Annotated in this window: 19 protein-coding genes; 8 read left to right on the top strand and 11 right to left on the bottom strand. The window is 64.2% G+C overall.

Annotated elements, in window-relative coordinates; all coding sequences use genetic code 11:
• Positions 1-126: 126 nt before the first annotated feature.
• The 6 genes from JWV26_RS00305 to JWV26_RS00280 form a co-directional block, all read right to left on the bottom strand.
• Positions 127-792 (bottom strand): response regulator transcription factor, encoded by a 666-nt coding sequence (locus tag JWV26_RS00305; RefSeq protein ID WP_017363255.1) that lies wholly within the window; start codon positions 790-792, stop codon positions 127-129.
• Between the two features lie 23 nt (positions 793-815).
• Positions 816-1,391 (bottom strand): PQQ-dependent catabolism-associated CXXCW motif protein, encoded by a 576-nt coding sequence (locus JWV26_RS00300; protein WP_206418090.1) that lies wholly within the window; start codon positions 1,389-1,391, stop codon positions 816-818.
• Between the two features lie 310 nt (positions 1,392-1,701).
• Positions 1,702-2,493 (bottom strand): ABC transporter permease, encoded by a 792-nt coding sequence (locus tag JWV26_RS00295; RefSeq protein ID WP_206418088.1) that lies wholly within the window; start codon positions 2,491-2,493, stop codon positions 1,702-1,704.
• Positions 2,493-3,314 (bottom strand): ABC transporter ATP-binding protein, encoded by an 822-nt coding sequence (locus JWV26_RS00290; RefSeq protein WP_206418087.1) that lies wholly within the window; start codon positions 3,312-3,314, stop codon positions 2,493-2,495. Before JWV26_RS00290 ends, JWV26_RS00295 begins: the two co-directional genes overlap by 1 nt.
• Positions 3,311-4,276 carry a YVTN family beta-propeller repeat protein gene (locus JWV26_RS00285; protein ID WP_206418085.1) on the bottom strand — a complete coding sequence of 322 codons (966 nt, stop codon included), beginning with the start codon at positions 4,274-4,276 and terminating at the stop codon, positions 3,311-3,313. The genes JWV26_RS00290 and JWV26_RS00285 overlap by 4 nt, the downstream gene beginning before the upstream one ends.
• A gap of 86 nt (positions 4,277-4,362) precedes the next feature.
• Positions 4,363-5,538, bottom strand: coding sequence for an ABC transporter substrate-binding protein (locus JWV26_RS00280; protein WP_074915807.1), 1,176 nt, complete (start codon positions 5,536-5,538; stop codon positions 4,363-4,365).
• A gap of 158 nt (positions 5,539-5,696) precedes the next feature.
• On the opposite strand from JWV26_RS00280, the gene JWV26_RS00275 reads away from it, so the two are divergent.
• The 4 genes from JWV26_RS00275 to JWV26_RS00260 all read left to right on the top strand — a co-directional run bounded on the left by JWV26_RS00275 (position 5,697) and on the right by JWV26_RS00260 (position 8,815).
• A complete protein-coding gene (locus JWV26_RS00275; RefSeq protein ID WP_074915805.1) occupies positions 5,697-6,134 on the top strand; it encodes a cupredoxin domain-containing protein in 438 nt (145 codons plus the stop codon).
• 13 nt (positions 6,135-6,147) lie between these two features.
• The gene (locus JWV26_RS00270; RefSeq protein WP_206418083.1) at positions 6,148-7,413 is read left to right on the top strand and encodes a HAMP domain-containing sensor histidine kinase; all 1,266 of its coding nucleotides are present in this window, start codon (positions 6,148-6,150) and stop codon (positions 7,411-7,413) included.
• Positions 7,410-8,060, top strand: coding sequence for a response regulator transcription factor (locus JWV26_RS00265; RefSeq protein WP_206418082.1), 651 nt, complete (start codon positions 7,410-7,412; stop codon positions 8,058-8,060). The genes JWV26_RS00270 and JWV26_RS00265 overlap by 4 nt, the downstream gene beginning before the upstream one ends.
• Before the next feature lie 314 nt (positions 8,061-8,374).
• Positions 8,375-8,815: an NUDIX hydrolase gene (locus JWV26_RS00260; protein ID WP_074916248.1), complete on the top strand. Its 441-nt coding sequence runs from the start codon at positions 8,375-8,377 to the stop codon at positions 8,813-8,815.
• 180 nt (positions 8,816-8,995) lie between these two features.
• Here the strand turns inward: JWV26_RS00260 and JWV26_RS00255 are convergent, their stop codons facing one another.
• The 4 genes from JWV26_RS00255 to exaA all read right to left on the bottom strand — a co-directional run bounded on the left by JWV26_RS00255 (position 8,996) and on the right by exaA (position 13,586).
• Positions 8,996-10,297, bottom strand: a complete 1,302-nt coding sequence (locus JWV26_RS00255; RefSeq protein ID WP_206418080.1) for a PQQ-dependent sugar dehydrogenase — start codon at positions 10,295-10,297, stop codon at positions 8,996-8,998.
• Complete coding sequence (locus tag JWV26_RS00250) at positions 10,294-10,722, bottom strand: DUF2231 domain-containing protein (protein ID WP_206418078.1); 429 nt, start codon at positions 10,720-10,722, stop codon at positions 10,294-10,296. Before JWV26_RS00250 ends, JWV26_RS00255 begins: the two co-directional genes overlap by 4 nt.
• 224 nt (positions 10,723-10,946) lie before the next feature.
• Positions 10,947-11,606 (bottom strand): pentapeptide repeat-containing protein, encoded by a 660-nt coding sequence (locus JWV26_RS00245; RefSeq protein ID WP_206418077.1) that lies wholly within the window; start codon positions 11,604-11,606, stop codon positions 10,947-10,949.
• Positions 11,607-11,723: 117 nt separating this feature from the next.
• Positions 11,724-13,586, bottom strand: a complete 1,863-nt coding sequence (gene exaA, locus JWV26_RS00240) for a quinoprotein ethanol dehydrogenase (RefSeq protein ID WP_206418075.1) — start codon at positions 13,584-13,586, stop codon at positions 11,724-11,726.
• A 329-nt stretch (positions 13,587-13,915) separates the two neighbouring features.
• Between exaA and pedF the strand changes: the two genes are divergently transcribed.
• From pedF to JWV26_RS00220, 4 genes are read left to right on the top strand one after another with little or no spacing between them, the layout of a single operon-like run.
• The gene (pedF, locus tag JWV26_RS00235; protein WP_017363267.1) at positions 13,916-14,335 is read left to right on the top strand and encodes a cytochrome c-550 PedF; all 420 of its coding nucleotides are present in this window, start codon (positions 13,916-13,918) and stop codon (positions 14,333-14,335) included.
• A 3-nt stretch (positions 14,336-14,338) separates the two neighbouring features.
• Positions 14,339-15,211, top strand: a complete 873-nt coding sequence (locus JWV26_RS00230) for a substrate-binding periplasmic protein (RefSeq protein WP_206418073.1) — start codon at positions 14,339-14,341, stop codon at positions 15,209-15,211.
• Between the two features lie 21 nt (positions 15,212-15,232).
• Positions 15,233-15,982, top strand: coding sequence for a quinoprotein dehydrogenase-associated SoxYZ-like carrier (locus JWV26_RS00225; RefSeq protein ID WP_206418071.1), 750 nt, complete (start codon positions 15,233-15,235; stop codon positions 15,980-15,982).
• 56 nt (positions 15,983-16,038) lie between these two features.
• Positions 16,039-16,968, top strand: coding sequence for a quinoprotein relay system zinc metallohydrolase 1 (locus tag JWV26_RS00220; RefSeq protein ID WP_206418070.1), 930 nt, complete (start codon positions 16,039-16,041; stop codon positions 16,966-16,968).
• Positions 16,969-17,141: 173 nt separating this feature from the next.
• Here JWV26_RS00220 and JWV26_RS00215 read toward each other — a convergent pair whose 3' ends face one another.
• Complete coding sequence (locus JWV26_RS00215) at positions 17,142-17,528, bottom strand: hypothetical protein (protein ID WP_074915786.1); 387 nt, start codon at positions 17,526-17,528, stop codon at positions 17,142-17,144.
• Between the last annotated feature and the right edge of the window lie 37 nt (positions 17,529-17,565).

The following is a 17,565-nucleotide window of genomic DNA, read 5'->3' as shown; positions in this document are numbered from 1 at the left end:
TTTAGCACGGCTTGATGACGGGAGTCAGGACAACCTCGCTCGTCACTCCCGCGAAGGCGGGAGCCCAGGTGCTTCTTGGGTTCTGGCTTCCCGCCTGCGCGGGAATGACAGTCAACCTATCGGGCGCTAGCGGCGCAGGTAGGAGGCGAAGTCGATATCGCCAGCCGAGAGGATCGCCTGCACGCGGTTATGCACGCCGAGCTTGCGCAGGATGGCAGAGACGTGGGCTTTGACGGTGGTTTCGGCGATATCCAGGCTGTAGGCGATCTGCTTGTTCGACTCGCCCTTGGTCATCCGCTCGAGCACCAGCAGTTGCTTGCGCGTCAGGGCCTGCAGCAGCTCCGGGGCGATGCTGTGGTTGTCGTGGTGCTGGCGCGAGCTACCGCTCTTCTGTGAGCGGATGATGTCCGGCGGCAGGTAGACGTTGCCGTCGAGAATCTGCGCGATGGCGTCGGTCATCTGCGCCCGTGGCGAGGACTTGGTGATGAAACCCACCGCGCCATAGGTGATGGCCTGCAGCACGATCTGCTTGTCCTGCTCGGCGGAAACGATCACCACCGGAATGGTCGGCGCCTCGTTGCGCAGGTTCATCAGCCCGCCCAGGCCGTGCATGCCGGGCATGTTCAGGTCGAGCAGGATCAGGTCCAGGTCGTCGTGGCTCTGGGTCAGCTCCAGGGCGCTGTCCAGGTCGGCGGTTTCCATGATCTCGCTGCCGGGAAAGCCGTCGGCGATGACGTTATGGATGGCTTCACGAAACAGCGGATGGTCGTCGGCAATCAGAATCTTGTACATGGCCTTGCACCTCGTTGTCGTGATTATGGTGTGGCAGTGGGCGTGAGGAAAGCAGCAGGCAGTTCGGCGGGTTGTGCGGGCTCCAGGGGCAGGCCGGCCTGTTCCCAGGCATCGACGCCGTCACGGTACCAGTAGAGCTGGCGATAGCCCATGGCATGGGCGCGACGCGCGGCGTTCCAGCTCAGCCAGCAGTCGGAGCGGCAGTAGAACACGAAGGGCTGGCGCACGTCGCCACGGCTCTGCTGGTGCAGGTAGTGGGTGAAGTAGCGTTGCCATTGCGGGGGCAGGTTGCCGTCGCCGGCGTTGGCCAGCCATAGGCTACCAGGCAGGTTGGCGTGGGGGGCGTCCTCGACGAAGCGGTCCTGCACGAAGGGGCGGCGATACACGTCGATCAGGCGGGTGTCCGGGCGCTCGGCAAGGAGCTTCTGCAGGGCGGGGGTATCGACGATCTGTACGCCTTCCAGACTGGAAGGCGTTGGGCTGCGGTACTGGCTGCTGCGATAACCATCGGCGTCGAACAGCTCTTCGGCGTGCGCAAGGCAGGCCAGTAACACCGAGGCGAGCATCAGGCCTGCTTGCACGGGCAGACGGTACTTCATGGCAAGGTCTCTACTTATTTTTGTAGCGGTATTACAGGCCATGGTCGCAGGCTTGGGAATTCTACGTTGGAGAGGAAAACCAGTACCAAAGTAGTAGAGGTGGCTGGTGGGGCGTGCCTGGAATCTGTCGTAGGGCGTACTCGCGAAGCAGTACGCCGATGGAGTTTCGTTGGAACGTTGTGCTGCCATGCCATGCCATGCCATGCCATGCCTGGCGGACTGTTCGCTTCGCTCCTGAGTTCGCCCTACGGTCGGTGCTACGGGTCGCCCTACGCGGTTGGCGTCGCGATTCGCTGCATTTGTTCGTTACCTATCCCGCCTTGCGCAGCGCGGCATGCTGCGGGTTGAAGCTGATCACGGCGAGCAGCGTCAGTAATACCGTCAGGCCGGCGCAGACCAGCAGCGCCTCGACATGCAGGCGCAGGTACAAGGCGTTGCGCACCAGCTCAACGGCATGGGTGAAGGGGTTGACCGCGCAGAGCCAGTACAGCCACTCGCTGGACTCGCGCATCTTCCACAGTGGGTACAGCGCCGACGACAGGAAGAACATCGGGAATATGACGAAATTCATCACCCCGGCGAAGTTTTCCAGTTGCCGTATGCCGTTGGACAGCAGCAAGCCCAGCGCACTGAGCAGCAGCGCCACCAGCAGCAGCGCCGGCAGTGCGGCGAGCAGGCCCCAGGCCGGCGGTTGCACGCCATAGACCCAGGCGATGACGAGGAAGGCATAGACCTGCAGCAGCGAGATCAGCGCCGTGGCCAGCAGCTTGGCCACCAGCAGGAAGGCGCGCGGCAGCGGGCTGGTCAGCAGCACGCGCATGCTGCCCATCTCGCGGTCGTAGACCATCGATAGCGAGCCCTGCATGCCGTTGAACAGCAGGATCATGCAGGCCAGGCCCGGCACGATATAGGTGTCGTAGGTGATGTAGGTGTCGTACGGTTCGATGATGGCGATGCCCAGCGCGGCGCGAAAACCAGCAGCGAACACCAGCAGCCACAGCAGCGGGCGCACCAGGGCGCTGAGAAAGCGCGAGCGCTGCAGCACGAAGCGCAGCCATTCGCGCAGGACGATGCCGCGCAGGCATTCCCAGTAGGCGGTCATCAGCGAGCACCTCGCGTAGGGTGCGCCGTGCGCACCGGGGCCGTTTCATCATCGCCAACGTCGTCGGCACGCTTCGGCCGCAGCGCCTCACGCACATGCCCACGGCCCAGCGCCTCGTCGCCGGTGAGGCGGGCAAAGCTGATGGCCAGGTCGCCGCCGAACTGGCTGGCCTTGCCCCAGGCCACGCGCTCGCCGCGATGGAGGATCAGCAGATCGTCGCTGGACTCGATCTCGTCCAGCAGGTGGGTCGTCCACAGCACGCACAGACCTTGCTCGCGGCACAGGTTGCGCACATGCCGGCCCAGCGCCAGGCGGCTGGCCGGGTCGAGTCCGGCGCTGGCTTCGTCGAGCAGCAGCAGGCGCGGTTGATGGAGCAGGGCGCGGGCGATTTCCACGCGGCGGCGGTGGCCGCCATTGAGCGTGCGCACCTTGTCGTGACGGCGCTCGGCGAGATCCTGGCGCAACAGTTCCTCGTCGATGCGCGCCTGTGCCTCGCGGCGCGGCATGCCGTGCAGTGCAGCGTGGTAGGTGAGGTTCTGCTGCACCGACAGGTCGAAATCCAGGGTGCTTTGCTGGAACACCACGCCGAGCTGGCGCAGCGCCTGGCGCGGCTCATTGCGCAGGCTGTGGCCGAAGATGCGGATGTCGCCCTGCTGCAGGTCGTACAGGCGGGTGAGCAGGGCGATCAGGGTGGACTTACCGGCGCCGTTGGGGCCGAGCAGGGCGCCGAAACGCCCTGGCGCCAGCTCGAAGGCCAGGTCGTTGAGTGCTTGGCGCGCGCCATAGGCGAAACCAACGCCGCTCACCTCCAGTGCATTCATGGCGTCACCACCACGCCCCAGGGGTAGCGGCCGACCTTGATCGACTTGGTCACCTTGAGGGCATCGACGTCGATCACCGACACATCGCCGCTGACGCCGTTGGTTGTCAGCAGGCGCTTCTGATCCGGGGTGAACGCCAGGTGCCAGACGCGCCGGCCCACCAGCAGGTAGTCGAGAATCTCGTAGGTCTTGGCATCCACCACCGCCACATGGTTGGCCGGGCCGAGGGCGACGAAGGCGTACTTGCCGTCGTCGGTGAGTTTGACTCCCACCGGCTGCACCTTGTCCGGGTGCACGCCCTTGATGGCGAAGTTGAGCACCTTGAGTACCTGGCGCGAGTCCACGTCCAGCACCGTCACTGTGCCGCCGATCTCGGCCGAGGCCCACAGGCGCTTGCCGTCCTTGTCGAACTCGACGTGACGCGGGCGCTGGTCGACCAGGGTGTTGTCCACCAGTTGCTGGGTGCTGGTGTCGATCCAGTGCAGCATGTTGGTGGTTTCGCTGGTGTTGACCGCCCACTTGCCGTCCGGGCTCACGGCCATGCCTTCGGGCTCTACGCCCACTTCGATCTGCGCCAGCACCTCGTCGCTCTGGGCGTCGACCACGGTGACCAGGGCGTCGTCCTCGTTGGAGATGTACAGCCAGCGGTCGTTGGGGTGCAGGGCGAACTGCTCGGGGTCGGCGCCGGAGGGCAGCTCCTTGATGATCTTGCGCGTGGCCAGGTCCATCACCTGTACGCGGTCCGAGTCGCTGGCGCAGATGTACAGGAGCTTGTTGTCGGAGGACAGCAGCAGCCCACGCGGGCGCATGCCGACGTCGAGTGTGGCGGTGACTTCCAGGCTGTCGAGGTCGATGACGCTGATGCTGTCATCCTTCTCGTTGGACACGTAGGCGGTAGCGGCGAAGGCCGATTGGCAGGCCAGGCCGAAGGCGACGGCGCAGGCGATACGGGTCAGACGCATGGGGGTGATCCTCTTGTTGTTATCTTGGACTGGTGCGCGCGGCGCACCCTACGGTTCGGTTTGGGTAGGGTGCGCCGTGCGCACCATCAGTTAGCGGTCTCCGCCAGATCGCAGCTCACCTCAGGCCGGTCATAGCCGAGGCTGTCCATTTCGTTGCTCGGATGGAGGAAGCCGTCCTGCGGCGAGGTGCTGACCAGGGCGCGTGGGTGTACCAGCGGAATCGGCTGGCGCAGCTCACCGTTCCACGGCCGGAAGCTCAACTTGCGGCCCTTGAAGCCGTCCAGCGGCAGTTGTTCGTTCAACAGCAGGTGGCGAATGCCCTGTGGCTCGGCGGCGCGCTGCTTGGTCACGGCGGCGGCGACGCTGCGCACGGCCATCCAGGCGGCGAAGTCACGGTCGTTCATCCAGCGTCCGGCCAGTGCCTCGAAGCGTTTCTGCAACTGCGCGGCGCCGAAGGTTTCCACCGTCTTGTGCCAGGCGGTCGGGCTCAGGCCCTGAGTGCCGGCCACCGGGCGCGGATACCAGGTGTTGTAAGGCAGGTATTCGCCGAAGTCGCCGCGCTCGTCGGCCACCAGCACCACGTCGTACTCGCTGGCCTGGGTGAACAGAGGCATCTCGGCCTGGGCGCTGCGGCGCTGATCGGTGTCGAAGCTCCACGGCTTCTCGGCGACGATCCTGTGGCCGAAGCGTTTGGCGGCGCGTTTGAGAGCGTCGGCGTAGGCGATGTCGTCCTCGGTGCTGCCGGTTACCAGCAGCCAGCGTGTCCATTTGCGTACGGCGAGGAACTGCGCCAGGGCGTCGGCCAGCATGGCGCGGCTGGGCAGGGTGTGCAGCACGTTGCCCAGGCAGTGTGCGCGGCGCAGGCCGTCGTCGGCACTGCCGGCATTGAGCAGCAGGCTGTCTGGCAGGCGCTGGCTGAGCTGGCGCAGAGTGGCGGCCGGGGCGTTGACCACGAACAGGCGGATGCCGGCCTGGTGCTGCTGTTCGGCGGCAGCGAGCACGGCTGCGGCGTCGTCGCTCTCGGCACTCTCCAGGCTGTAGCTCTGCTTGAGAAAACGTCCGGTGCTGTTGCTGTCGGCAATCGCCAGCTCGGCGCCGCGGCGGCCGGCGTCCAGCGGCTCGGGAATGACGTTGGACAGCAGCGGGCCGCGCGGCGGCAGGTGGGCCAGGTAGCCGATGCGTACCTGCAGCTCGCTGGCGCAGGCGGCGCCGGTGTAGAGCAGGGCGAGAACTAGCAGGGCGGACTGGCGAATCTGGCGCATGGGGCGGCTCCCGGTCGGATGGCCCCAGCATAGGAACAGCCCCCGCCTTGGGAAATATGCCCAAAGTACCAGCGGGGCCGTACCAAGGTAGTAGACCGCAACGGTCGCCCGCTCCCTAGCATGGTCACCAGGCCCATAAAAACAACAGGTGAACTTCCATGCGCATCATCAAAGTCCTTACGTTGCCGCTGCTGCTGATCCTCAGCCTACTCGGAGTTGACAGCCTGCATGCCGCCGGTGACATGACCCGCCGCCCGGTTGCGCTGCCCGACCTGGTGCTGGGTAACGATGACAGCGACTACTTCATGTCGCAGACCGAATACCAGCTGGAAACCGGTCAGGCCTACCAGCTCAAGGTCATTTCCAGTGGGCAGAAGGAATACGCCTTCCAGGCGCCGGAGTTCGCCACTTCCATCTACCTGCGCAAGGTCGAGGCGGGTGGTGTGGAGATCAAGGCGGTCACCCTCACCGAACTGGAATTCGAGGATGCCGGCGAGGCGGAGATCTTCTTCCTGCCGGTCAAGCCAGGCAAATACCGCTTCTACGCCAAGGGCCTGGAAGGCAAGGGCATGCTTGGTTACTTCGTGGTCAAGTAGCGTGGCCAAGTAGATGACTGCTCTGGGCCGCATCAATCTCGGCGTCAGCCTGCTGTTCGGGCTGGTGACCCTGGCCGGGCTGGCGCTGCTGTTGCGCCAGGCCAGCCACGATGTGCAGCGTGAGTTGCAGGCCGCCGAAGCGGTGGTGGAATACCTTGGCGAAGTGGCGCGCAGCAACCCCGGCAGCCTGCGCCCGGAATTGACCGAAAACCTGCGACATATCCGCGTGAGCTGGCTGCGACCGGGCGAAGAGCCCGAGCAGCAGACCGAAAGCGTCATCGAGCACTGGATCGCCGAACGCCTGCTGGGCTCGGCCTCACTGGTGGCCGATGCCTGGCCGCTGGAGGATGGCCGCGAGTTGCGTATCGCCCTCGATCCCTATGATGAAATCGAAGAAATCCAGGACTCGCTGCTGCAACTGCTGCTCCTCAGCGCCTTCGCCCTGATCCTCAGCCTGCTGACCATCCGCTTTGCCGTGCAGCGGGCTCGGCGTGTGCTGGACGAACTGCTCGCCGGTTTGCGCGAAGTCGGCGCCGGTCACTTCGATACGCGCTTGCATGACCACGGCCCGGCCGAGGCCAAGCACCTGGCGGCGCACTTCAATGAGATGGCCATCACCCTGCAACAGGTGCAGGCGGACAACGCCGAACTGACCCAGGCGCTGCTGGAACTGCAGGAGCGCGAGCGCACGCGTCTCGGTCAGACCCTGCATGACGACCTCGGCCAATACCTCAGTGGCATTCGCGCCCAGGCCTGCCTGCTCAAGGTGATTGCCGACCGGCCGCAGCAGGTGCAGGACACCGCGCGTCTGCTCGACGACAACTGCGAGCGCTTGCAACAGGGCTTTCGCAGCCTGATCCGCGACCTCTACCCGGTGGTGCTGGAGCGTCTGGAACTCGGCCCGGCATTGCAGCAACTGGCCGCCGATTGGCAGCAGGCGCAAGGCATTCGCTGTCGCTTGCAACTGAGCGAACAACTGCCAAGCCTGCCGCTGGCGAGCAAGGCCCATCTCTATCGCCTGGTGCAGGAGGCGCTGACCAATGTCGCCCGTCATGCCGATGCCAGTGAAGTGCGCATTCGCCTGCAACGCCGTGGCCAGGGCCTGCGGTTGCTGGTGCGCGATAACGGACAGGGCACCGCGCTGCCGCTGCGTCCTGGCATCGGTCTGCGCTCGATGCGCGAACGCAGCCGCAGCCTGGGCGGCGAACTGCGCCTGCACAGTCGCCCGCAAGCGGGCTGGGCGCTGTGCCTGAATATTCCCCTGGAGGCAACGTCATGAAGATTTTGCTGGTAGATGACCACGCCGTGGTGCGCCAGGGCTACGCCAGCCTGCTGCGCGCCCTTTTGCCGGAGGTGCAATTGCGCGAAGCCTGCGATGGCGAGCAGGCCCTGCAGCGGGTGCAGGAAGAGATACCCAACCTGGTGATCATGGACATCGGCCTGCCCGGTATCAGCGGCCTGGAAACCACTCGCCGTCTGCGCCAGCGCCTGCCGCAACTGCGCGTGCTGTTCTTCAGCATGCACGACGAATTGCCCCTGGTACGCCAGGCACTGGACGCCGGCGCCATCGGCTACCTGACCAAGAACTCCTCACCGGAAGTGCTGGTGGAAGCGGTCAAACGCACCGCCGCCGGTCACGCCTATATCGAGCAGCAGTTGGCGACCCAACTGGCCTGCAACCCCGCCAGCGGCGACGGCCTCGACCCGCGCCTGCGTGAACTGACCCAGCGCGAGTTCGAAATCTTCGTCATGCTCGCCCGCGGCCTGCCACCCAGGCAGATCGCCGAAAAGCTGTGCATCAGCGCCAAGACCCTGTCCAATTACCAGACCCTGGTAAAGAACAAACTGCAGATCAGCTCGCAGGCGGAGCTGGTGTATTTGGCGATTGATAGTGGGGTGGTAAGGGTGGGGTTAGAGAGTGCTTGAGCAGGGTGATGCCTGTTGACGCCGTGTATGAACGCCGGAAGGCCGATCCTATTCTGGCTGCCCTTATTTGCCCGCACTCGCGGGGACTTTCGTTGGCGCAGCGGTATTTGCATCCCGCCTTTCGGCCTGATTCTTTGTGGCGCCGCAATGCGTGAGCGAAAGGAGGCCCAGCGAATACATTCGCCTTTTTGGGATGGCTTGCAACATATTGATTTTATAGCGATTGTTGTTGTGGTGGGTGTGCGGAGTTATACCGCCCTCTCTGCTATTGGATTAGCATGGACAGCAATCTAATCACTGTTAGGGGCACAGAAATGACACCAACGAAATCTTGTCCCGTGGTTCTGCGTAATGGCGATGAGGTGGAAATTCTTGCATTCCAGCATCCGATTGCTGGTCTTCAGTTGGTAAAAGGCACAATTGAACCGGGAGAAAATCCAAGGGAAGCAGCGGTACGCGAACTCGCGGAAGAGGCTGGCATCCTGGCAGCAGACGTTACATCTGACCTAGGTCTTTGGGCGTCTGGTTACCAGGATCAAATCTGGTCATTTCATCTCTGTAAGGTTGGGCAAGAAACTCCTGATAAATGGGTTCATCACACTGGCGACGATGGTGGGCATGATTTCAAGTTTTTCTGGCATCCTCTTGCCAAGCCAGTCCATTCAGAGTGGCACGAAGTCTTTCAAGGTGCGTTGGCATTCATTCGTACAGCCCTAACCAATCATTCCAGCGGACCCGCTAAAGCGGGCAACTGAACTCAAGCGTTAGTCGGATCAGATTGATCTTCCCCACGCTCTGCTTGGGAATGCAGCCCTAGACGCTCAGCGTCCGCTTGTATGTCGTGGCGCATATGCATCCGCTGGCTACGCAGAGCGTCATGGGCTTCCTCCCCACGCGGAGTGTGGGAGCCATAGGTGAGATCGCTTCCCTTAGCCTCACTCGCTGCCTTCGCGCACCACCCGCCAAATCGTGTTGGCCAGATCATCCGCCACGATCAGTGCGCCGCGTGGATCGACCGTCACGCCAACCGGGCGGCCACGGGTCTTGCCGTCTTCGGTGCGAAAGCCGGTGACGAAGTCGATGGGGTCGCCTGCAGGGCGGCCGTTCTCGAATGGCACGAAGATCACCTTGTAGCCCACCGGGTTCTTGCGGTTCCAGCTGCCGTGCTCGCCGACGAATACGCCGTCGGCATATTGCTCGCCCATCACTTCGCTGGAGAAGTCCAGGCCCAGTGCCGCGACGTGGGCGCCGAGGGCGTAGTCCGGGGCGATGGCGCTGGCGACCTTGTCCGGGTCCTGTGGCTTCACCCGCGGGTCGACGTGCTGGCCGAAGTAGCTGTAGGGCCAGCCGTAGAAGCCGCCTTCCTGCACCGAGGTGAGGTAGTCGGGCACCAGGTCTTCGCCCAGTTCGTCACGTTCGTTGACCACTGCCCACAAAGTGCCGGTGCCCGGTTGGATGGCCAGTGCGGTGGGGTTGCGCAGGCCGGTGGCGTAGGGCTTGTAGGCGCCGGTTTCGGCGTCCACCTGCCAGACCAGGGCGCGGTCGACTTCGGCCTCCATGCCTCGCTCGGTGATGTTGCTGTTGGAGCCGATGCCGACGTACAGGTAGCGGCCGTCTTCGCTGATGGTCAGCGCCTTGGTCCAGTGGTGATTGATCTCCGACGGCAGGTCGGCGACCTTGCTTGGCGGGCCGCTGGCCTTGGTCTGGCCCTCTTCGTAGTCGAAGCGCACCAGCTCGTTCTGGTTGGCCACGTACAGATTGCCTTCGTGCAGAGCCAGGCCGTAGGGCGCGTTGAGGTCGTCGGCGAACACCGTCTGCAGCTCGTAGCTGCCGTCGCCATCGGCGTCGCGCAGCAGGGTCAGGCGGTTGCCGCTTTCCACCGTGGTGTTGCCGCGTGCCTTGATCACGCCGGCGATCACGTCCTTGGGCTTGAGCTTGGCCGCGTTACCACCACGGCCCTCGGCGACGAGGATGTCGCCGTTGGGCAGCACCAGGGTTTGCCGGGGAATCTTCAGGTCGGTGGCGATGGCGCTGACGCTGAAGCCTTCAGGCACGGTCGGTCGCTGATCGCCCCAGGGCGTCGGCTCGGCGATGGTCATGCTCGGCAGGATGCCGCGTTCGGGCTCGGGCAAGTCCGGCTGGGCGCCGTAGAACTGCTGGTTGCTGCCGGGCTCTTCGACGCAGGCGGCCAGCAGCAGGGCGAGGGGCAGGGCGGTCAATGCTAGGTGCGTTTTCATCGGGCATCTCCTGTGCGTGGCTGGGCCATGCCGACCCAGGTGGCGGTAACGGCCAGCAAGGTGACGACCACCGACAAGGCCAGGCCCATGGGCATCACAGCCCAGGCGTCCTTGGCGTGCTCCAGCGCATTGATGAAGCCCAGCACCCAGGTGACCAGAAGCAGGAGGAAATAGGTGAGTGGGCGTGAACTGGAGCGTTCACGCAGCAGGCCGACCAGGGCGAACAGCAAGGCCAGACCGGTGAACACCAGCGCACCGGCGATCAGCCAGGAAGCGAAGTTGCTCCACTGGATCTGGTAGCTGCGGTAGTAGGCGATGTCGGCCAGCAGTGCGCCGAGAAACAGCGGTACCTGGCCGCACAGCAGGGTGACGTGCAGGGGGCTGAGCAAGGTGGGGCAGGCGTGTGGCGTTGCGGTGGTGGTCACGGCAGATCCCTCTTGGGCAATGACTGATGACGGCCTGGATGCTGCCGCCTCGATCTGGCTGTTCCTAAAAAGGGATTGCCCTGTGTGGGCATGGTTCAGGTTGTTTTACTTCAGGGCGAAAGGTCGAGGCGTTCGGCCTGGTGCTCGCATGGGGTGTAGGAGCGGCTTTAGCCGAGATATTCACGAGCGCATCGCGGCTGAAGCCGCTCCTACCGGGATCGGACTCAGTCCCAACCCTTGGGACATTGCACGCAGCCGGGCATGTTGGCGTCCTGAAAGTTGCCGAAGCGGGTGCGTGCGCCGGTGAGGTTGGCGTTTTCCAGGTTGGAGCCGCCGAGCTTCACTTCCTGCAGGTTGGCATCCTCAAGGTGTGCGCCCTTGAGGTCGGCCTTGCTCAGCCAGGTCATTTCCAGGTTGGCGGCCTGCAGTTGCACGTTGTGCAGCTTGGCGCCCGAGAGGCGGGCGAACTCCAGGTTGGCGGCGCGCATGTCGGCGCCTTCGAACTCGGCAGCCTGGGCGAACATGGCCCAGCCACTGATGGCGACCAGGCTTGCGCCGGACAGATCTGCCAGGCGCAGGTTGCTCTGTTGCAGGCTGGCACGGGTCAGGTTGGCGCCGCGCAGTTTGGCTTTTTCAAGGTTGGCCAGATCGAGGTTGACGTGGCGCAGGTCGGCGCCGGAAAGATCCGCGCCGGACAGGTCCATGCGGCGCATGTCGAGGTTGCGCAGGTCGGCGCCACGCAGGTTGGCGTTGGGGCATTGGCTGTCGGGTTCGATGCGGCAGCCGTTGATCTGCAGTACGCCGTCGTTCTCGGTTTCGGCGCCGATGGCATGGCTGCCGATTACCAGCAGCAGGACCGGGATAAGCAGGGGCAAGTAGTTCATGGCGAGTCCTCGTGTAGGGTGCGCCGTGCGCACCAATAGGGCAGCGCAGATGGCGAGATGGGAACGCGAAAAGCTGGTGCGTATGGCGCACCCTACGGTGCGCCATACGTTAAGCCTTTAGCGCTTGGCGCTGGCGTTATCCCAGCTCGGCAGCTTGAACACCCAGAAGGAACCACCCTGGGCGACCGGTTTGGTCAGGTCGGCCATGTCGCCGCCCCACAGCGGTACGGCGCCGCCGTAGCCGGCGGTCACGCCGATGTACTGCTCACCGTCCTGTTCCCAGGTGACGGGCGGGGAGATGATCCCGGTGCCAACCTGGAACTTCCAAAGCTCCTTGCCGTTCTTGGCGTCGAAGGCCTTGAAGTAGCCGTCGCCGGTGCCGGTGAACACCAGGTTGCCCTTGGTGGCGAGCACGCCGGCCCAAAGCGGCAGGCGCTCCTTGTGTTCCCAGGCGACCTTGCCGGTGGTCGGGTTCATCGCGCGCAGGATGCCGACGTGGTCGTCGAACAGGCGCTTGATGCGGAAACCCATGCCCAGGTAGGCGGAGCCTTTCTTGTAATGCGCCTCTTCGGCCCAGTAGTCCTCTTTCCAGTGGTTGGCCGGGACGTAGAACAGGCCAGTGTCCTGGCTGTAGGCCATGGGGTTCCAGTTCTTGCCGCCGAGGAAGGGCGGGGAGACTTCGACCACTTGACCCTTGGTTTCGCCGGCCTTGGGCTTCGGCGGGCGCTGGCCTTCGTTCTCGACCGGGCGACCGGTTTCCAGATCGATATGGCTGGCCCAGGTGATCTTGTCGACGAAGGGGAAGGCATTCTTCAGCTTGCCGTTGGCGCGGTCGACCACGTAGAAGAAGCCGTTGCGGTCGGCGTGAGCGGTGGCCTTGGTGACCTTGCCGTCCTTGTCCTTGTAGTCGAAAAGTACCAGCTCATTGTTGCCGGAGAAGTCCCAAGCATCGTTCGGGGTGTGCTGGTAGAACCACTTCACTTCGCCGGTGGTGGGGTCGACGCCGACCTGGCCGGAGGTGTACAGGCTGTCGTAGTCCTTGGGATCGCCGCCGTCGCTGGTGCGTGCCCAGCCGTTCCACGGGGCCGGGTTGCCGGCGCCGATGATGATGGTGTTGGTCTCGGCATCGAAACTGGCGCTCTGCCACGGCGCGCCGCCGCCCTGGCTCCAGGCTTCCTTCTTGCCGGTCGGGTGGTTGGGATCGTCCGGCCAGCTCGGCGCTTTGACGTCGCCGGTCGGGGTACTGTCCTTGCCATTCAGGCGGCCCATGTGGCCTTCGACGAAGGGGCGCATCCAGACTTCCTCACCGGTATCCGGGTCGCGGGCGAAAAGGCGGCCGACCACGCCGAACTCGTCACCGGAGCTGCCGTGGATCAGCAGAACCTTGCCGCTCTTGCCGTCCTTCACGATGGTCGGCGCGCCGGTCATGGTGTAGCCGGCAGAGTGGTCGCCGAATTTCTTGTTCCACACCACCTTGCCGGTGTCCTTGTTCAGCGCCACGACGCGGGCGTCGAGGGTGCCGAAGTAGATCTTGTCGCCATAGATGGCGGCGCCGCGGTTGACCACGTCGCAGCACGGGCGGATGTCGTCGGGCAGACGGTGGCTGTAGGTCCACAGGCGTTTGCCGGTCTTGGCGTCGAGGGCGAAGACGCGCGAGTAGGAGCCGGTCACGTAGACCACGCCGTCGTGGATGATGGCCTGGGATTCCTGGCCGCGCTGCTTCTCGTCACCGAAGGAATAGCTCCAGGCCGGGGTCAGCTTGAACACGTTGTCCGCGTTCACCTGGGCCAGCGGGCTCCAGCGCTGGGCGTTGGTGCCCATGCCGTACTGCAGCACGTTGCTGGTGGTGGTGTGGTCGTTGGCAATGTCTTCCCAGGTGACCGGTTTGGCCAACGCCGTCTGGCTCAGCGCCAGGCCGCCAGCCAGCATCAGGGCAAGCGCCAGGGGGCGTGGGGTGCTGGGTAGGTTTCTTGTTGTCATCGTTGTGCTTCCCATTGGAGGTGGTAGGTCGCTGCAGTGACACCGCAAGAACGTGGTTCCGGGAATGCCCTGCAGAGGCAAGCCGATGGTGGTACCCGGCCACCTTTGCGCCTACGGAAAAACTCCCGTCTTTGCCGGGAGGATTTCCCGATGGGGGCATGACTTGGCCTTGCTGCCAAGGCATCGCTGACACCCCCTCACAAGCCCTACTACCAAGGGACTAGAACGCGACCACCAAAGCAGCATTCGGCGCGTTGCACGGCCTTTCTAAGATGGTCGCCACAAGCTCTGAACGGGCTGTCTTGCGTGCATTAGATGAGGTCCTAGCCATGAACAAGAAGATCCAATCCACCCTGGCGTTGCTGCTGCTCGCCGCGTCGACCAACCTCTGGGCGCACGGCGATGTGGTACCGCAGGCAGTGAACACCGACGGCCTGGAGCCGCTGGGTGAGGAATGGCTGGAAGAGAACCCCTATCGCGACAACCCGCGCGCCATCGAGATCGGCTCCTCGGCCTACAACCAGAACTGCGCTGCCTGCCATGGCCTGGAAGCCAAGTCCGGCGGTATCGCGCCAGACCTGCGCCTGCTGGAGCTCGGTGCCAGCGGCGATGAATGGTTCAAGGAGCGGGTGATCAACGGCGCGGTGCGCGATGGGCGTGTGTATATGCCGAAAATGGCCGATTACCTGAGCCAGGAAGCACTGTGGGCGGTGCGTACCTATCTGGAGAGCGTGCACGTCGAGGAGTAATTCATGCGCCTGCTGATCCTCCTGTGTGGCCTTCTGCTCAGCCTGGGCATCGCTCACGCGCAGGTGCGTGACTTCGACCGCATCACCGAGTCGGGCATCCTGCGCGTGGCGCTGTACCAGAACTTCCCGCCCTACAGCTACGAGCAGGACGGTCAGCCGCGTGGCGTCGACTACGAGCTGACCAAGGCGCTGGCTGAAGGGCTTGGGCTGAAGCTTGAAGTGATGTGGGCGCCGCCGGGCGAAAAGCTTGACGACGACCTGCGTGACTACATCTGGCGTGGCCGGGTGACCGCGCAGGGCCAACTGGCCGATGTGATGTTGCGTGTGCCCTACGACCGCGACTACGCGCAGATGCGCAATGAGCTGGGCGAGCTTGTCAACGAACGCGTGGTGATGTTCGGCCCCTATCAGCGTGAGCGCTGGCAACTGGCGTTCGATCGTCGGCGTCTACCCGAGGTGCCGAGCATCGTTGCGTTGCGCCAGCATCCAGTCGGCGTCGAAGTCGAGAGTGTGCCCTCGTTCTACCTAAGTTCGGTGCAGGGCGGCATGCTCAGCCAGGAAACCCGCCATTACCCAACGCCGAAGCTGGCCTTTGCGGCCATGCAGGGTGGTGAAGTGGATGCGGTGATGGCGCTGCGTGGCGAGGTGGACTGGCTGGTGCATGAGGCCGATGACCCACAACTGGCGCTGGCCGAGAACGCCTATCCAGACATGGGCCGGCAGATCTGGGAAATCGGCATGGCGGTGCACGAAACCAATCGGCAATTGGCCTATGCCCTGGAAGAACAGTTGGAAAACATGATCCTCGACGGCTCACTCGAGCGCCTGTACGCGCGCTACGGGCTGCGCTACGAGAAGCCGGAACAATACCAATAAGAGTCGAGCCGGAGGTGGGCGATGGATTGGCGTAGCCTGATATTGCTGGCCCTGTTTGCCTGGGCCTGGGAAGTGCGGGCCGCCGCGCCCGATCCGGTCACCTCGGTGATGTGGGGCTACTACCACCAGCGTCTGCTCAACGGCGAAGCCTTTGTCTTCGACGACAAGGTTCGCCTCGAGGTGCCTCCATTCGCCGAGGATGCGCGCCAGGTGCCGATCCAGATCGACGCCAGCGCCTATCGCGGCAAGGTCAAGCGCATTCTGGCCTGGGCCGAACTCAACCCTATCCCGCGCATTCTCGACTTCGCCCCCGGCGAGCATCTGGAGCCGAGTCTGGCGATTCGCATCCGTGTCGAGCAGGCCACGCCGATTCGCGCGGCGGTGCTCACCGACGATGGCGTCTGGCATATCGGCTCGGCTCGCGTCGAAGCGGCGGGTGGCGGCTGTACTGCGCCCAGCGTGGTGCGCGCCGAGGCCGGCTGGGAAGAGCGTCTGGGCCAGGTGCTGGGCAAGCGCTTCGTACGCGGTGAGGACAGCCGCCTGCGCCTGCAGGTGTCGCACCCGATGGACAACGGCCTGGTCGGCGGCATTCCCGAGTTCTACATCGAAGAAGCCGAGCTGCGCGGTGCCGATGGCCAGGTGCTGGGGCGCATCGAGTTGTTCCCCGCGGTCAGCGAGAACCCGACGCTGACCTTCGACCTGCGTGACGACCGGCAGGCCGAAGTCTGGCTGCGCGACAACAACGGCAACGAATTCCAGGCCGCGTTCTGAACGCGACCGGTCGGTAGGGTGCGACGTGCGCACCAACCCCCATCTAGGAGGCCTCCATGCGTTGGGTGCTACTGCTGACCTGCCTGTTCGCCAGTCTGGCGCAGGCGCTCGATTACCATCTGCAACCCCGGCAGATCGCCGACGGCGTCTGGCTGTTGGAGGGCAGCACCGACAACTTCGCTGCGGACAATGGCGGCAATATCGTCAACGTCGGCTTTATCGAAACCGCGGACGGTGTGGTGGTGATCGACACCGGCCCGTCGCGTCGCTATGGCGAGGCGCTGCGCCAGAGCATCGAGAAAACCACCGGCAAAACGGTGCTACGTGTGTTGCTGACTCACCATCACCCCGATCATGTGCTGGGCAACCAGGCTTTCGCCGGGGTGCCCATCGCGGCGCTACCCGAGACCGCCAGGCTGCTGGCCGAACAGGGCGATGCCATGGCGGAGAACATGTACCGCCTGGTCGGCGACTGGATGCGCGGCACCGAAGTGGTGTTGCCCACCGAGGAGGTGCAGGAAGGCTCGCTGAAAATTGGCGGCAGGCGCCTGCAGCTGCTGGCGCTACGCGGGCATACCGGCGCCGACCTGGCGATTCTGGATGAGCGTACGGGCGTGTTGTTCGCCGGCGATATCCTGTTCTACCAGCGTGCGCTGACCACACCGAACAGCCCGGGGCTGGGCGTGTGGATGGCCGACCTGGATCGGCTCGAAGCAATGCCATGGAGGCAGATCGTGCCCGGCCATGGGCCGGTGACTAAGGACGCGGCGCCCTTTGCGCAGATGCGCGATTACCTGGGCTGGCTCGACGACTTGCTGCGTCAGGGAGCGGAGCAGGGCGCGGAGATGAACGAATTGATCCACGCGCCGATCCCTGAGCGCTTTGCCCAGGTCAACCTGAGTCGTTACGAGCTGATCCGCAGCGTCAGCCACCTCTACCCGCACTACGAGCGCAACGCCATGGTGCGGGTGGATCGCCAGGATTAGAGACTTGCGGAGTCATCGGTGCGCATGGCGCACCCTACGCGAACGTCGTCTCGGCTTGGTAGGGTGCGCCGCGCGCACCAGCTTGTGCTGGAAATACCCTGTGGGAGGGGCTTTAGCCGCGACCCGCGAATGAAGACGTCGCCGCTGAAGCGCCTCCCACAGTACGTCTGAGCCTAAAGCTCTTCGTCATCACGAATCAGCACGTAATGGCGACCATGCTCGGTTTCTTCGTGGTCGTAGACGTAATACATCACCACTTCGCCCAGGCTGGACTGCACGGCCACGTAGTCACCGCTGTCGGGCATGAAGAATTCCCGGGTGGCCGGCTTGGCTAGGCATTCGATATGGGCGCTGACGAAGTGGGTGGGGTCTTCCTCGCCGTAGTAGTCCTCGCGCTGGTGCGCGTCCCAATCCTGCGGCGGCTCGAAGGCGCCGGTGATCAGCACCTTGCCGTCACCCAGGTCCTGCTCTTCGGCATCCGGGTCCTGCTCGTCGGGGCGATAGACCGTGCAGTCCAGTGCATCGGGATGGTTGAGAATTTCCTGGCGAGGATGGGGCACGGGCGTCTCCGATCAGAATGTGCGGGCGGCCAAGTGT

The organism is Ectopseudomonas toyotomiensis (assembly GCF_017167985.1).
In the GTDB taxonomy this organism is placed as follows: domain Bacteria; phylum Pseudomonadota; class Gammaproteobacteria; order Pseudomonadales; family Pseudomonadaceae; genus Aquipseudomonas; species Aquipseudomonas toyotomiensis.
The sequence above is the reverse complement of the archived record's forward strand: the minus strand, read 5'-3'. Positions and strand labels throughout refer to the sequence as shown.

Bases quoted from the DNA above. Each gene is read 5' to 3' on its own strand.
- JWV26_RS00260 (WP_074916248.1), top strand. From the start codon at position 8,375: ATGACACCAACGAAATCTTGTCCCGTGGTTCTGCGTAATGGCGATGAG.
- JWV26_RS00305 (WP_017363255.1), bottom strand. From the start codon at position 792: ATGTACAAGATTCTGATTGCCGACGACCATCCGCTGTTTCGTGAAGCC.
- JWV26_RS00220 (WP_206418070.1), top strand. From the start codon at position 16,039: ATGCGTTGGGTGCTACTGCTGACCTGCCTGTTCGCCAGTCTGGCGCAG.
- JWV26_RS00275 (WP_074915805.1), top strand. From the start codon at position 5,697: ATGCGCATCATCAAAGTCCTTACGTTGCCGCTGCTGCTGATCCTCAGC.
- JWV26_RS00285 (WP_206418085.1), bottom strand. From the start codon at position 4,276: ATGCGTCTGACCCGTATCGCCTGCGCCGTCGCCTTCGGCCTGGCCTGC.
- JWV26_RS00270 (WP_206418083.1), top strand. From the start codon at position 6,148: ATGACTGCTCTGGGCCGCATCAATCTCGGCGTCAGCCTGCTGTTCGGG.
- JWV26_RS00255 (WP_206418080.1), bottom strand. From the start codon at position 10,297: ATGAAAACGCACCTAGCATTGACCGCCCTGCCCCTCGCCCTGCTGCTG.
- JWV26_RS00230 (WP_206418073.1), top strand. From the start codon at position 14,339: ATGCGCCTGCTGATCCTCCTGTGTGGCCTTCTGCTCAGCCTGGGCATC.
- JWV26_RS00300 (WP_206418090.1), bottom strand. From the start codon at position 1,391: ATGAAGTACCGTCTGCCCGTGCAAGCAGGCCTGATGCTCGCCTCGGTG.
- JWV26_RS00290 (WP_206418087.1), bottom strand. From the start codon at position 3,314: ATGAATGCACTGGAGGTGAGCGGCGTTGGTTTCGCCTATGGCGCGCGC.
- pedF (WP_017363267.1), top strand. From the start codon at position 13,916: ATGAACAAGAAGATCCAATCCACCCTGGCGTTGCTGCTGCTCGCCGCG.
- JWV26_RS00225 (WP_206418071.1), top strand. From the start codon at position 15,233: ATGGATTGGCGTAGCCTGATATTGCTGGCCCTGTTTGCCTGGGCCTGG.
- JWV26_RS00245 (WP_206418077.1), bottom strand. From the start codon at position 11,606: ATGAACTACTTGCCCCTGCTTATCCCGGTCCTGCTGCTGGTAATCGGC.
- exaA (WP_206418075.1), bottom strand. From the start codon at position 13,586: ATGACAACAAGAAACCTACCCAGCACCCCACGCCCCCTGGCGCTTGCC.
- JWV26_RS00295 (WP_206418088.1), bottom strand. From the start codon at position 2,493: ATGACCGCCTACTGGGAATGCCTGCGCGGCATCGTCCTGCGCGAATGG.
- JWV26_RS00280 (WP_074915807.1), bottom strand. From the start codon at position 5,538: ATGCGCCAGATTCGCCAGTCCGCCCTGCTAGTTCTCGCCCTGCTCTAC.
- JWV26_RS00265 (WP_206418082.1), top strand. From the start codon at position 7,410: ATGAAGATTTTGCTGGTAGATGACCACGCCGTGGTGCGCCAGGGCTAC.